Source organism: Massilia sp. DD77, from assembly GCF_036961685.1.
Taxonomy (GTDB): domain Bacteria; phylum Pseudomonadota; class Gammaproteobacteria; order Burkholderiales; family Burkholderiaceae_D; genus Telluria.
Genome location: NZ_JBAMDH010000041.1, coordinates 32,891 through 46,451, shown reverse-complemented (window position 1 = coordinate 46,451; position 13,561 = coordinate 32,891). Strand labels below are relative to the sequence as shown.

The window sequence follows — 13,561 nt, the reverse complement described above, 5'->3', positions numbered from 1 at the left end:
CCCTTCATCAGCGTTTTCCACTTCGCCCGCTCGGCGATCCGATCCAGCGCTGTCTGCTCGGCCCGCCTCACCTCCCTCAACAGCTTGCGGTAGTTCTGCAAGCGATCCGCATCCACCACATCCCTTACCGCGCATCCCGGCTCGCTCTCATGGCCGCAGTCGCGGAACTGGCAGGTCTCCGCCAGCGCGGCGATGTCGTTGAAGGACAGTTCCAGGTCATCCTCGTCCGCATCCGGCTGCCAGGCGCGCAGGCCCGGCGTATCGATGATGCAGGCCCCACCCGGACAGCGGTGCAGCGAACGCGCCGTGGTGGTGTGGCGCCCGCGGTCGTCGCCATGGCGGGTGCCGCCGGTCGCCTGCAGGCTGCCCGTCAGCGCATTGGTCAAGGTCGACTTGCCCACACCCGAGGATCCCAGCAGCACCAGGGTCTGCCCCGCCCCCATCCAGGGCGCCAGGACACCGGCATCGTCCTGCTCGGCGGGATGCAGGACCAGCGCCGGCACGTCGCCAGGGATACGCCGGCGCAGCTGGGCGATCTTTTCCCCGGCATCGCCGCCGATGTCGGACTTGGTCAGCACCATCACCGGGGCCACGCCGCAGGCGCGCACGATGGCGATGTAGCGCTCCATGCGGCGCGGATTGAAGTCCTTGTCCAGGCCCATGAGCAGCAGCGCGGTATCGACGTTGCTGGCCAGGACCTGGCGCCCGGACGCGGTGCGCCGCGCCAGGCGGGTGGCGGATTCGAGGATGTGGTCGATCCAGTAGTCGCCGAGGATGCGCGTTGCAAGCACCCAGTCGCCGACCACCGGCGGGCTGGAGGCCATGGGCGGCGTGCTGCGGGCCAGGAAGGCCTCCTTGCCGTCGTCCAGCATCAGGCAGTCGCGCTGGACGGAGGTGATGCGCGCGAGGCGCTGCTGCGGCTTGGCTGCCGCGAGCTGGGAAGCGGCATGCTGGTTGAAACCGATCAGGTGGAGGACGGGGTAGTCGAAATCGATCATGACGATGTGTTTTCCAATTCGATGAGCGCAACAGGCGTGCGCGAACATCCGCCAGTGGCGGAAAGATCGTGAAAAGGAAGGTCGGCGCCTTGGGAAGCGGGCGCCTCAGGCCATCGTCGTGATGGTGATGCGCGTCAGGCGGCCGACCGGAGAGCGGTATCAGGCTGGTTCATGCGGCGGCTCCTCGGTTGGTGGTGGAAAGGCCCGTAGTCTCGCACCATGGCTGGATGGCGTCAAGCAAACGGATGGCGGACAAGGCGCAGGCGGCTTTTGCGCTATGCTGGGCGCACCCCCGACAACCCGCAACGAGAACGACCGTGACCACCATTTCCGCCCTGCCCGAGCGCGACTTCGCCGCCTTCCTGTTCGACATGGACGGCACCATCCTCACTTCGATCAAGGCCGCCGAGCGGGTCTGGAGCGACTGGGCGCGCAGCCATGGGCTGGACGTCGATGCCTTCCTGCCCACCATCCACGGCAAGCGCACCGAAGACACGATCCGCAACCTGAACCTGCCCGGCGTCGATCCGGCGGCGGAGGCGCGCCGCATCACCCTGGCCGAGATCGACGACGTGGCCGGGATCGAGGCGATCGAAGGCGTGGCGGCCTTTCTCGCCAGCCTGCCACCGGAGCGCTGGGCGATCGTGACCTCGGCGCCGCGCGCACTCGCCGAGGCGCGCATCGTGGCGGCCGGGCTGCCGCTGCCGGCGGTGCTGGTCGCGGCGGAAGACGTCCAGCGCGGCAAGCCGGCGCCGGATCCCTTCCTGCTGGGGGCACAGAAGCTGGATGTGTTTCCGGAGCACTGCCTGGTGTTCGAGGATACGCTGGCGGGGCTGCAGGCGGCCGAGGCGGCGGGGATGGATAGTATCGTCGTGACGGCGACGCATACGCATGCGTTGGAGACGGACGCGTATGACGTGCCGGATTATGCGGAGTTGCTTGTCGTGCAGACGCAGGATGGGATGTTGAGGTTGCAGCGCAAGGTGTGAGGGCTGCTCACCCGCTGCTTGAACTTGGGTCCCTGCCTGCGCGGGGATGACGTTCTAAGGTAGCGGGCCAATAGTTAGCGTTTCCTCCAGCCACCACCATCAGTACGTCATCCCCGCGAAGGCGGGGACCCAAGTTCAGCAGACCTAAGCGCTGCCGCACGGCAAGCCTTGTCTCGCGCCCGCCAGCCCTCACCTACCCTGTATCGACGCACTCCAGCAGGGGCACCCATGCATCGCTACAGAAACAAAACCGGCGAATCCGGCGTCACCGCCTACGACCTCGGCAAGGACTCGATCACCATCCAGTTCACCGGCGGCGACCGCTACCTCTACACCGAACGCAGCGCCGGCGCCGAGAACATCGCGAAGATGCGCGAACTGGCCGAGGACGGACGCGGTCTCTCGACCTTCATCAGCCAGCACATCCGCCAGCGCTACGCCCGCAAATTGAACTAGTAAGGCGTGCCGTCCCGGTGCTGGAAAGCATCGCCCTCGCAGCGCAGGTCGATGTCGGGATAGGTCGCGACGTCTTCCTTGACGCGCGAGCCCACCACCAGGAACACGCCCGGCCCCCAGCCTCGATTGACCAGGTGGTGGCCGTTCGGCTTGCCGGCAGGAAACGCCGCGCAGTCGCCGGCGCGCATCAGGGTCTCGCCTTCGTCCGTGATCAGGACCAGCTCGCCCGACACCATCATGACGAACTCGTCCTCGTGCGAATGCCAGTGGCGCTGCGACGAGGCCGCCCCGGGCTGCAATTCCACCAGGTTGACGCCGAACTGGCTCAGGCCGCCGGCATCGCCCAGTGCTTGCCGTGTGCGCCCATCCACCGCCTGGGCGAAGGGCGCCGGATAGCCGGTGCCGCTCACCACGGGAATACTGCTCAGGTCGAGTCTCGTCATGGTCTCCCTTTCACTGGAAATACGGCGTCAGCCGCGTTTTTGTACCAGCGTCAGGATATCGTAACTCGCCACCAGTTCGTCATTCTGGTTGGTGACCTGCACGTCCCAGGCCACCACGCCCTGGCCGCGGCCCTGCTCGTCCGTGCGGTTGCGGTCGACCTTGCGCTTGCAGGTCAGGCGCGCGCGGATGGTGTCGCCGATCGCCACCGGCGCCACGAATCGCAGGTTGTCCAGGCCGTAGTTGGCCAGCACCGGACCCGGCGCAGGCGACACGAACAGGCCGGCCGCCGCCGACAGCACGAAGTAGCCGTGCGCGATGCGCTTGCCGAACTGGGTGTCCTTGGCCGCGATCTCGTCGAAGTGCATGTAGAAGTAGTCGCCCGACACGCCGCCGAAGTTGACGATGTCCGCCTCGCTCACGGTGCGGCGGTGGGTCAGCAGCGAGTGGCCGATCTCCAGGTCTTCGAACCAGCGGCGGAACGGGTGGACCTCGGTCTCCTTGACCGCGCCGCCGCGCACGTATTCGCCGGTGACGGCGCCCAGCATGGTCGGCGAGCCCTGCACCGCGGCACGCTGCAGGAAGTGCTTGACGGCGCGGATGCCGCCCAGCTCTTCGCCGCCGCCGGCGCGGCCCGGGCCGCCGTGCTTGAGTTGCGGCAGCGGCGAGCCGTGGCCGGTGCTGTCCACCGAGGCTTCGCGGTCGAGGATCAGGACGCGGCCGTGCGAGGCGGCGGCCACCGGCACCGCGTGGGCGGCAATCAGCGGATCCTTGGTGGCGAGGGTCGTCACCAGGCTGCCCTTGCCGCGCGCGGCCAGCGCCAAGGCTTCGTCGATGTCCTTGTAGGTCATCAGGGTGCTCACCGGACCGAAGGCCTCGATGTCGTGTACCGCGTCGTTGACCAGCGCGTTACGGCACAGCAGCAGGGTCGGCGAGAAGAAGGCGCCGTTGGCACAGCCCTCGCCCACCGGCGCGAAGCCGTCGCGGGCGCTGAACAGCACTTCGTTGCCGCGCGCGAGCATCTCGACCCGCTCCGACACGTCGCGGTGCTGGTCCATCGAGGCCAGCGCGCCCATGCGCACCCCTTCCATCTTCGGATTGCCGACCGTGATCTTGGCCAGGCGCTCGCGCAGGCGCTCGCCCACGGCATCGACATGCTGCTCCGGCACGATGACGCGGCGGATCGCCGTGCACTTCTGGCCGGCCTTGCCGGTCATCTCGCGCGCGACTTCCTTCACGAACAGGTCGAACTCGGGATCGTCCGGGGTGACGTCCGGGGCCAGGATGGCGCAGTTGAGCGAGTCGGCTTCCGCGGTAAACGGCACCGAGTTGCGGATCAGGTTCTGGTTGGCGCGCAGCTTGGCGGCGGTGTCCGCCGAACCGGTGAAGGTGACCGCGTCGAAGCCGCCCAAACGGTCGAGCAGGTCGCCGGTGGAGCCGATCACCAGCTGCAGCGCGCCTTCCGGCAGCAGGCCGGATTCCATCATCATCTTGACGGTGGCCTGGGTCAGGTAGCTGGTGGCGGTGGCCGGCTTGACGATGCAGGGCATGGCCGCCAGGAAGCTCGGCGCGAATTTCTCGAGCATGCCCCAGATCGGGAAGTTGAAGGCGTTGATGTGCACCGCGACGCCGCCGCGCGGCACCAGGATGTGGGTGCCGGAGAAGCCGCCGCGCTTGCCCAGCGCCATGGCCGGGCCTTCGTGCAGCACGTTCGAGGACGGCAGCTCGCGCGAGCCCATGCTGGCGTAGGCGAACAGGGTGCCGATGCCGCCCTCGACGTCGACCCAGCTGTCGGGGCGGGTGGCGCCGGTCAGGTGCGAGATCTCGTACAGCTCTTCCTTGCGCTCCATCATGTACAGGGCCAGGGCCTTCAGGGCCTGGGCGCGCTTCTGGAAGTCCAGGCCCATCAGCTGCTTGATGCCGGTCTTGCGCGCGTAGGCGATGGCTTCTTCGAAGTCGATCTTCTCGGCGTGGGTGTGGTAGATCAGCTGGTTGTCCAGCGCGCTATGCAGCGGGGTGTGCGCTTCCTGGCCGTGCCAGCGGCCGGCGATCAGGCTTTGCAGGGTGGCGATGTTGCCCATGTTTTTGTCTCCGTTCTTTATCTCGTCAGGTTGTGACAAACTTTAATCCGTCGTCCCTCTTGCCAACGTCATCCCCGCGAAGGCGGGGACCCAAGTTCGCAGAGCAGTGGTCCGCGTAAAACTTGGATCCCCGCCTTGGCGGGGACGACGGTTTTTAGGCTAGCGGTACTTACAGCTTTAACTCTCAGCTTTTCGGCCTATGCGCATCCGGCCCGAACTCGATGCTCTTGCGGTCCGGCTCGACCTCGGTAAAAGCCTCAACCTCCCGCATCGTCTCCAGCGACCTCACATTCAGCTCGTGATACTGCCGCGTCCCAAAGCTCTTCCACTTCACATCCTCGTCGGTCAGCTCACGCATGACCTTGGCCGGCGTCCCCATGACCATCGAGCGCGGTGGAATGATCATCCCCGCCTTCACGAAGCTCATGGCCGCCACGATCGACTCCTCGCCGACCACGGCCTTGTCCATCACGACCGCATTCATGCCCACCATCGCGTTGCGCTTGATGCGGCAGCCGTGCAGCACCGCGCCGTGCCCGATGTGGCCATCCACCTCGACCACCGTGTCCTCGCCCGGGAAGCCATGCATCACGCAGGTATCCTGCAGGTTCGCGCCCTCTTCCAGGACCAGGCGGCCGAAATCGCCGCGCAGCGAGGCCAGCGGGCCGATGTAGCAGCGCGGGCCGACGATCACGTCGCCGATCAGCACCGCGGACGGATGCACGTAGGCGGTCGGATGCACGACCGGCCGCACGCCGTTGATCTCGTACACCTTCACCATCTCACACCCGCTCGACGATCAGCGCGATGCCCTGGCCCACGCCGATGCACATGGTGCACAGTGCGTAGCGCCCGCCCGTGCGGTGCAGCTGATTCACGGCCGTGGTCACCAGGCGCGCGCCCGAGGCCCCCAGCGGGTGGCCAAGCGCGATCGCGCCGCCGTTCGGGTTGACGTGGGCGGCGTCGTCCGCCAGGCCCAGGTCGCGCGTCACGGCCAGGCCCTGCGCCGCGAAGGCTTCGTTGAGCTCGATCACGTCCATCTGGTCCAGGCGCAGGCCGGTCTGGGCCAGCAGCTTCTTGACGGCCGGCGCCGGGCCGAAGCCCATGATGCGCGGGGCCAGGCCCACGGTTGCCATGCCGACCACGCGCGCGCGCGGGGCCAGGCCGTAGCGGCGCGCGGCGTCGCTTGACGCCAGCAGCAGCGCGCAGGCGCCGTCGTTCAGGCTCGAGGCATTGCCGGCGCTGACCGAACCGTCCGGCGTGACCACGCCCTTCAGCTTGGCCAGCGCTTCCAGGCTGCTCTCGCGCGGCTGCTCGTCGGTGTCGAACACGCGCGACTCGCCTTTCTTTCCGTGCAGGGTCACCGGCACGATCTCGTCCTTGAAGAAGCCTGCGGCCTGGGCGCGCGCCCAGCGCTGCTGGCTGCGCAGCGCGAACGCATCCTGGTCGGCGCGGCCGATGTTGAATTCGCGGGCCACATTCTCGGCGGTCTCCGGCATCGAATCGATGCCGTACTTGGCCTTCATCAAGGGATTGACGAAGCGCCAGCCCAGGGTGGTGTCCTCGATCTTGGCGGCGCGCGAGAAGGCGCTGTCGGCCTTGCCCATCACGAAAGGCGCGCGGGTCATGCTCTCCACGCCGCCCGCGATCACCAGCTGCGCCTCGCCGGCCTTGATGGCGCGGGCGGCGGTGCCGACGGCATCCATGCCCGAACCGCACAGGCGGTTGATGGTGTTGGCCGGCACGTCTTGCGGCAGACCTGCCAGCAACGCGGCCATGCGGCCCACGTTGCGGTTGTCCTCGCCCGCCTGGTTGGCGCAGCCGTAGAACAGGTCGTCGACCGCGGCCCAGTCCACATCCTTGTTGCGCGCCATCAGCGCGGCGATCGGCAGCGCGCCGAGGTCGTCGGCGCGCACGGTCGAGAGCGAGCCGCCGTAGCGGCCGAAGGGGGTGCGGATCGCGTCGCAGATGTATGCGTCGTTCATGGAATCTCCTAAATTAATTTTTCGGGCGTTTGTCGACGACGCGCTTGGCCTTGCCGGTCAGCGTGCGCTCGATGCCTTGCGGCGGCAGCAGGCTCACGCGGGTGCTCACGCCCACATAGGTCTTGATGCAGTGCTGGAGTTCGCGGCACAGGGCCTCCACGGTGTCCTGGGGCAGCGCGCCATCGCGCAGCTCGCCCAGGACTTCCAGCGTATCGAGATGGCCGTCGCGCGCCACCACCAGCTGGTACTGGGGCGCCAGCAGCGGCATCTTGAGAATCAGTTCTTCGATCTGGCTCGGGAACACGTTCACGCCGCGGATGATCAGCATGTCGTCCGAACGGCCGGTGATGCGGCCCATGCGGCGCATCGAGCGCGAGGTCGGCGGCAACAGGCGGGTCAGGTCGCGCGTGCGGTAGCGGATGATGGGCAGGGCTTCCTTGCTCAGCGAGGTGAAGACCAGTTCGCCCTCTTCGCCGTCCGGCAGCACCTCGCCGGTATCGGGGTCGATGATCTCGGGGTAGAAATGGTCTTCCCAGATCACCGGGCCGTCCTTGCTTTCGATGCATTCGCTGGCCACGCCCGGGCCCATCACTTCGGACAGGCCGTAGATGTCCACCGCGTCGAGGCCGGCGCGCCCTTCGATCTCGCGGCGCATGGCGTCGGTCCAGGGCTCGGCGCCGAAGATGCCGACCTTCAGCGAGGACGCGGCCGGGTCGATTCCCTGGCGCTGGAATTCCTCGATGATGTTCAGCATGTAGGACGGCGTGACCATGATGATCGAGGGCTGGAAGTCGCAGATCAGCTGCACCTGCTTCTCGGTCTGGCCGCCCGACATCGGGACCACGGTGCAGCCCAGGCGCTCGGCGCCGTAGTGGGCGCCCAGGCCGCCCGTAAACAGGCCGTAGCCGTAGGCGATGTGCACCATGTCGCCCGCACGGCCGCCCGCCGCGCGGATCGAACGCGCCACCACGCCGGCCCAGGTGTCGATATCCTTCCGGGTGTAGCCGACCACGGTCGGCTTGCCGGTGGTGCCCGAGGAGGCGTGCACCCGCACCACCTGCTCGCGCGGGACGGCGAACAGGCCGAAGGGGTAGTTGTCGCGCAGGGTCTTCTTTTCGGTGAAGGGGAACTTCGCCAGGTCCGCCAGCGTCTTGAGGTCCTCGGGATGGACGCCGGCCGCGTCGAAGGCGGCGCGGTAGTGCGGCACGTTCTCGTAGGCGTGCCGGAGCGACCATTTCAAGCGCTCCAGCTGGAGCGCCTGCAGTTCGTCGCGGCTGGCGCGTTCGATCGGCTCCAGTTCGCCCGGCATGGGATTGCGTTGGACCATCTCGACCTCCTTTGCTATTGGGTGTTCTGCGCTACCTCGGCCACATGCCCGCTGACGCGGTGCGACTTCCCGCGGAACAGCGCGACAGTGCGCCCTTCGCCGTTGGTCACGGTGACGTCGTAGACGCCGGTCCTGCCCGCAAGCGCCTGCTCGACCGCCTCCGCCACCAGCAGGTCGCCTTCGCGGCCGGGCGCCAGGTAATCGATGGTGCAGCCGGCGCCCACGGTGTTGAAGTTGTGCGAGTTGCAGGCGAAAGCGAAGGCGCTGTCGGCCAGCATGAAGATGTAGCCGCCGTGACAGGTGGCGTGCCCGTTGAGCATGTCGGCGCGCACCCGCATCCCCATGCGCGCATAGCCGGGGCGGATCTCGTCCAGGGTCATGCCCAGCGCCTGGCTGGCCGGATCGCGCTCGTACATGGTCTTGCCGGCCAGTTCGGCCAGGGCCTGCGGATCGCTATGCATGGATGCGCGCTCCCGCGGGGTCGGCCGCCAGCTTGCGGCGCAGCAGCGGCGAGACGCGGTAGCGGTCTTCGCCATACGCGGCCGCCAGGTTGGCCAGCACCGTCACGATGTGCGGCAGGCCGACGGCGTCGGCCCAGGCCAGCGGACCGCGCGGATAGTTCACCCCTTTTTGCATCGCGGTGTCGACCGCACGTGCGCTGCACACGCCCTGGTTGACCGCGTCCGCCGCCTCGTTGGCCAGCATCGCCACGGTGCGCATCACGGCCATGCCGGGCACGTCGTCCAGGCGCGTCACGGCGAAGCCCGCGGCCTGGAACAGGCCGGCCACGGCGTGGAAGGCCGCGTCGCTGCACTGGTCCGCGCGCGCCAGCGCGATGCGCGTGGCCTTGCCGGCGTCGAGCAGCAGGTCGAACAGCACCGTATCGCGGTGATCGTTGTCGCGGGCGCGCTCGGTGGCGCTGCGGCCATCGGTCAGGTACACGGCCGCACCCTCGCACAGGAAGCCCGGCGCCACGCCGATTTCCTGGCGCGGCAGCGCGAAGCCGGCGGCTGCCAGGCGATCCACCAGCGGCGCCAGTGCGCCCGGCTCGCCACCGATCAGCGACACCGCATGCGGACGCGGCTGGGGCGCTTCGGTCTGCGCGGCTGGCTTGTCGGCGCCCTCGCCATACTGGTAGAAGCCGCGCCCGGTCTTGCGGCCCAGGAAGCCGGCGTTGACCAGTTCCTGCTGCAAGATCGAGGGCGTGAAGCGCGGGTCGCCGAAATAGGCGTTGAAGACCGAATTCGTGACCGAGAAGTTGACGTCGTGGCCGATCAGGTCCATCAGCTCGAAGGGGCCCATGCGGAAACCGCCGCACTCGCGCATCACGGCGTCCAGGGTGGCCGGATCGGCGGCCTGCTCGATCAGCAGGCGCAGGCCTTCGGCGTAGTAGGGACGCGCGACGCGGTTGACGATGAAGCCCGGCGTGGACTTGGCGTGCACCGGGTTCTTGCCCCAGCCTTCGGCGGTGGCGTAGACGGTGTCCGCCACAGCGCGGTCGGTCGCCAGCCCACTGATCACTTCGACCAACGCCATCAGCGGCACCGGATTAAAGAAGTGCATACCGACCAGGCGCTGCGGGCGGCGCAGCGGCGCGGCGATCGCGGTGACCGAGATCGACGAGGTATTGGTGGCCAGGATGCAGTCGTCGCCGACGACGCCTTCCAGCTCGGTGAACAGGGCGCGCTTGGCCTCCAGGTTCTCGACGATGGCTTCCACCACCAGCGCGGCGTCCTTCGCTTCGGCCAGGGTGGAGATGGCTTTCAGGCGCTCGCAGGCCAGGTCGGATTCGACCGCGCCCATGCGGCCCTTCTCGACCAGCTTGGAGCAGGCGATGCGGATGCTGTCGATGGCCTGGGCGGCGGCGTCCTGGCGGGTGTCGTAGAGCAGGACCTGGTGGCCGGCGATCGCCGCCACTTGGGCGATGCCGGAACCCATGGCGCCGCTGCCGATGACGGCGACCGTGCTGCCTTGCGGGAGTGCGTGCATGCTCATTCTCCCTTGAAGTGGGCCGCGCGCTTGCCGATGAAGGCGGCGACGCCTTCACGGTAGTCGTAGCTGTAGCCGAGTTCGCGCATCATCTGCGCTTCCAGCTGGAGCTGGTCTTCGAGCGAATTGGCGTAGCTGGCCTGGAAGGCTTTCTTGGTGAAAGCCAGGCCCTTGGTCGGGGCGGCGGCGAAGTGCTCGGCCATGGCCATGGCCTCGTCCATCAGCGCTTCGTCCGGCACGCAGCGCCAGATCAGGCCCCACTGCTCGGCCTTCTCGGCGCTGAGCTTCTCGCCCAGCATGGCCAGGCCGGTGGCGCGCGCCGGGCCGATCAGGCGCGGCAAATGCCAGGTGCCGCCGGTGTCGGGGATCAGGCCCAGCTTGCAGAAGGCTTCGATGAAGCTGGCCGACTTGGCCGCCAGCACGATGTCGCAGGCCAGGGCCAGGTTGGCGCCCGCGCCGGCGGCCACGCCGTTGACGGCGCAGATGACGGGCATCGGCAGGTTTTTCAGGGTCAGCACCAGGGGGGCGTAGAACTTCTCGACCGATTCGCCCAGGTCGACGCTGGGGGCGCCGGGGTCGACGGCGCGGTCGTTCAGGTCCTGGCCGGCGCAAAAGCCGCGGCCGGCGCCGGTGAGCACCAGGACGCGGACGGATTTGTCTTCCTGCAGCTTGCCCAGCGCGTCGCGCACTTCGAGGTGCATGGCCTGGGTGAAGCTGTTCAGGCGGTCGGGACGGTTCAGGGTCAGGAGGGCGATGCCCTTGTCGATCTTGAACTGGATGGATTCGTAGGTCATGGGTGTCTCCACATCTTATTGTTATCCGTTGATCCGTCACCCCCGCGAAGGCGGGGGCCCAAGTTCATTGCTATGCCACGAATGTCGACTTGGGTCCCCGCCTTCGCGGGGATGACGTGCTGGCGTTATGGGCCGAAAGATACGTTGCGTCTATTCGGCGATATCGAAATCGACCACCACCTTGTCGGTGACCGGAAAACTCTGGCAGCTCAGCACGAACCCGCGCCGCACTTCATAGTCCTCGAGCGCATAGTTCACGTCCATCTCGACCTCGCCATCCAGCACCTTGCAGCGGCAGGTCGAGCACACGCCGCCCTTGCAGGAATAGCGCATGTCGATGCCCGCGCGCAGGCCGGCGTCGAGGAGCGATTCCTTGTCCTTGTCCATCGTGAAGCTGGCGGCGTTGCCGTCCATGATGACGGTGACTTCGGTCTGGTGCCTGGCGCCCGCCTCGATGTGGCGCGGCTTGTGTTCGTGCTTGGGGATGCTGGCCGCGAACAGCTCGATGCGGATCTTTTCCTTGGCCAGGCCGGCTTCCTGCAGCGAGCGCGAGACGCCGTGCATCATGTCCTCGGGGCCGCAGATGAAGGCGACGTCGATGTCGCGGATATCGATCCAGTGCTTCAGGAACTGGCCGCACTTCTCTTCGGTGATGCGGCCGTTGAACAGCTCGATGTCCTGCTGCTCGCGGCTCATCACGTAGACCAGGCGCAGGCGGTCCATGTACTGGTCCTTCAGGTCGGTCAGCTCGTCGCGGAAGATCACGGTCGACGAGGCGCGGTTGCCGTACACCAGGGTGAAGCGGCTGTGCGGTTCGGCCTGCAGGGTGGTCTTGATGATCGACAGCAGCGGGGTGATGCCGCTGCCGGCCGCAAAGCCCAGGTAGTGGCGCGCGCTCTCGGGCTCGAGGGGCACGTTGAAATGGCCCATCGGCGGCATCACCTCGAGGGTGGCGCCCGGCTGCAGCTTTTCGTTGGCCCAGTTCGAGAACAGGCCGCCTGCGCAGCGCTTGATCGCCACGCGCAATGCCTTGTCCTGCACCGCCGAGCAGATCGAATAGGAACGGCGCACGTCCTCGCCGTCGATCATGGCGCGCAGGGTCAGGTGCTGGCCCTGCTTGTAGGCGAAGGCGTCCTTCAGTTCGTCCGGCACGTCGAAGGTCACGGCGATGGCGTCGCGCGTCTCGTGCTTCACCTTCGCCACGGTGAGTGGATAGAATTTGCTCATCTTGCCCTTAGTGGCACTTGAAGTAATCAAATGGCTCGCGGCAGTCGAGGCACTTGTACAGCGCCTTGCACGGCGTCGAGCCGAATTCACTGGTCAATTGGGTATGCGGGGAACCGCAGTTCGGACAGTTCACCTGGGGCGCGGCGCGGCGGCGGATGCCGGCGTGCAGGCCGCTGATGTCGATCGCCTGCTGGCTAGGGGGCGCGATGCCGTAGCCCTTCAGGGCGGCCTTGCCGGCCTCGCTCATCCAGTCGGTGGTCCAGGCGGGCGACAGGCGGCTGACGATGCGCAGCCTGTCCACACCGTGCGCCTGCAAGGCTTCGCGCACCGAGTCGGCGATCACCTGCATCGCGGGGCAGCCGGAATAAGTGGGCGTGATCGTGACCACGCATTCACCATCCTCGAAGGCGACATCGCGCACGATGCCCAGGTCCACCACCGAAATGACCGGGATCTCCGGATCGGCGACTTCGCCGAGCCAGCTCCAGACCTGTTCGACGGTGGCGTCCAGGGCCGTCATTACCACTGCGCTCCCGGATAGGCGCGCTGCAGGAACTGCATCTCGGCCAGGATGTAACCCAGGCGCTCGGTGTGGCGTCCCTGCTTGCCGCCGCGCTGCATGTAGGCGTCCGGCGGCGGCATCTTGAGGGTGGCTTCCTCGAACACCTCGGCCACGTGGTCGAGGAACATCTTGCGCAGCGCTTCCGCCGGCGGCGCCACGCCCTCTTCCACCATGGCATTGTCGACGGCGTCGTAGAGGAACATCTCGCCGCTGACCATCCACAGCTCGTCGGCCGCGGCCTGCATCTTCGCGTGGCTGACGTCGGTGCCGTCGCCCAGGCGCACCACCAGGTCGCCGCTGCGGCGCAGGTGGTAGGTCACTTCCTTGATCGACTTCTCGGCGATCTCCTTGATGCGCAGGTCGCTCGAACGGGTCAGGCCGTCCATCAGGAAGTAGTGCCAGGTATCGAAGAAGAACTGGCGCATCATCGTTTCCGCATAGCTGCCGTTGGGCTGCTCCACCAGGTGGCAGTTGCGGTAGTCGCTGGCGTCGCGCAGGAAGGCCAGGCGGTCTTCGTCGCGGCCCTTGCCTTCGAGTTCGCCGGCGTAGCTCAGCCACATGCGGGTCTGGCCCAGCAGGTCGAGCGCCACGTTCGACAGCGCCATGTCTTCTTCCAGGGCCGGGCCCTTGCCGCACAGCTGGCACAGCTGCTGCGACAGGATCAGGGCGTTGTCGCCCTGGCGCAGAAGGTATTCAAACTTCGCGTCCATGG

The 13,561-nt window shown here is 67.4% G+C and carries 14 protein-coding genes; 2 read left to right on the top strand and 12 right to left on the bottom strand.

Features of this window, described 5'->3' with window-relative positions:
- Positions 1-998, bottom strand: a 998-nt coding sequence (gene rsgA, locus V7778_RS21490) for a ribosome small subunit-dependent GTPase A (protein WP_335559009.1), incomplete at its 3' end; no start/stop codon positions are given.
- Positions 999-1,315: 317 nt separating this feature from the next.
- On the opposite strand from rsgA, the gene V7778_RS21485 reads away from it, so the two are divergent.
- Together V7778_RS21485 and V7778_RS21480 are read left to right on the top strand one after the other, a co-directional pair.
- On the top strand, positions 1,316-1,987 hold the full coding sequence (locus V7778_RS21485; protein WP_335559007.1) for an HAD-IA family hydrolase: 672 nt from the start codon (positions 1,316-1,318) through the stop codon (positions 1,985-1,987).
- A 228-nt stretch (positions 1,988-2,215) separates the two neighbouring features.
- On the top strand, positions 2,216-2,443 hold the full coding sequence (locus V7778_RS21480) for a hypothetical protein (RefSeq protein WP_335559005.1): 228 nt from the start codon (positions 2,216-2,218) through the stop codon (positions 2,441-2,443).
- Here the strand turns inward: V7778_RS21480 and V7778_RS21475 are convergent.
- The 11 genes from V7778_RS21475 to paaC form a co-directional block, all read right to left on the bottom strand.
- Entirely contained in the window at positions 2,440-2,886 is a 447-nt protein-coding gene (locus V7778_RS21475; protein WP_335559003.1) for a cupin domain-containing protein, read from the bottom strand. The two genes, V7778_RS21480 and V7778_RS21475, sit on opposite strands and share 4 nt — an antisense overlap.
- 27 nt (positions 2,887-2,913) lie before the next feature.
- Entirely contained in the window at positions 2,914-4,965 is a 2,052-nt protein-coding gene (paaZ, locus tag V7778_RS21470) for a phenylacetic acid degradation bifunctional protein PaaZ (RefSeq protein WP_335559001.1), read from the bottom strand.
- Positions 4,966-5,149: 184 nt separating this feature from the next.
- Positions 5,150-5,746, bottom strand: coding sequence for a phenylacetic acid degradation protein PaaY (paaY, locus tag V7778_RS21465; RefSeq protein ID WP_335558999.1), 597 nt, complete (start codon positions 5,744-5,746; stop codon positions 5,150-5,152).
- A 1-nt stretch (position 5,747) separates the two neighbouring features.
- On the bottom strand, positions 5,748-6,950 hold the full coding sequence (pcaF, locus tag V7778_RS21460; RefSeq protein ID WP_335558998.1) for a 3-oxoadipyl-CoA thiolase: 1,203 nt from the start codon (positions 6,948-6,950) through the stop codon (positions 5,748-5,750).
- A 13-nt stretch (positions 6,951-6,963) separates the two neighbouring features.
- Positions 6,964-8,277 (bottom strand): phenylacetate--CoA ligase PaaK, encoded by a 1,314-nt coding sequence (paaK, locus tag V7778_RS21455; protein ID WP_335558996.1) that lies wholly within the window; start codon positions 8,275-8,277, stop codon positions 6,964-6,966.
- 14 nt (positions 8,278-8,291) lie between these two features.
- Positions 8,292-8,738, bottom strand: a complete 447-nt coding sequence (paaI, locus tag V7778_RS21450) for a hydroxyphenylacetyl-CoA thioesterase PaaI (protein ID WP_335558993.1) — start codon at positions 8,736-8,738, stop codon at positions 8,292-8,294.
- Positions 8,731-10,266, bottom strand: coding sequence for a 3-hydroxyacyl-CoA dehydrogenase PaaH (paaH, locus tag V7778_RS21445; RefSeq protein ID WP_335558991.1), 1,536 nt, complete (start codon positions 10,264-10,266; stop codon positions 8,731-8,733). Before paaH ends, paaI begins: the two co-directional genes overlap by 8 nt.
- A gap of 2 nt (positions 10,267-10,268) precedes the next feature.
- Positions 10,269-11,060, bottom strand: coding sequence for a 2-(1,2-epoxy-1,2-dihydrophenyl)acetyl-CoA isomerase PaaG (paaG, locus tag V7778_RS21440; protein ID WP_335558989.1), 792 nt, complete (start codon positions 11,058-11,060; stop codon positions 10,269-10,271).
- A 150-nt stretch (positions 11,061-11,210) separates the two neighbouring features.
- Entirely contained in the window at positions 11,211-12,287 is a 1,077-nt protein-coding gene (paaE, locus tag V7778_RS21435; RefSeq protein ID WP_335558987.1) for a 1,2-phenylacetyl-CoA epoxidase subunit PaaE, read from the bottom strand.
- Between the two features lie 7 nt (positions 12,288-12,294).
- Positions 12,295-12,807, bottom strand: coding sequence for a 1,2-phenylacetyl-CoA epoxidase subunit PaaD (gene paaD / locus V7778_RS21430; protein WP_335558986.1), 513 nt, complete (start codon positions 12,805-12,807; stop codon positions 12,295-12,297).
- Complete coding sequence (paaC, locus tag V7778_RS21425) at positions 12,807-13,559, bottom strand: 1,2-phenylacetyl-CoA epoxidase subunit PaaC (protein ID WP_335558984.1); 753 nt, start codon at positions 13,557-13,559, stop codon at positions 12,807-12,809. The genes paaD and paaC overlap by 1 nt, the downstream gene beginning before the upstream one ends.
- Positions 13,560-13,561: the final 2 nt, after the last annotated feature.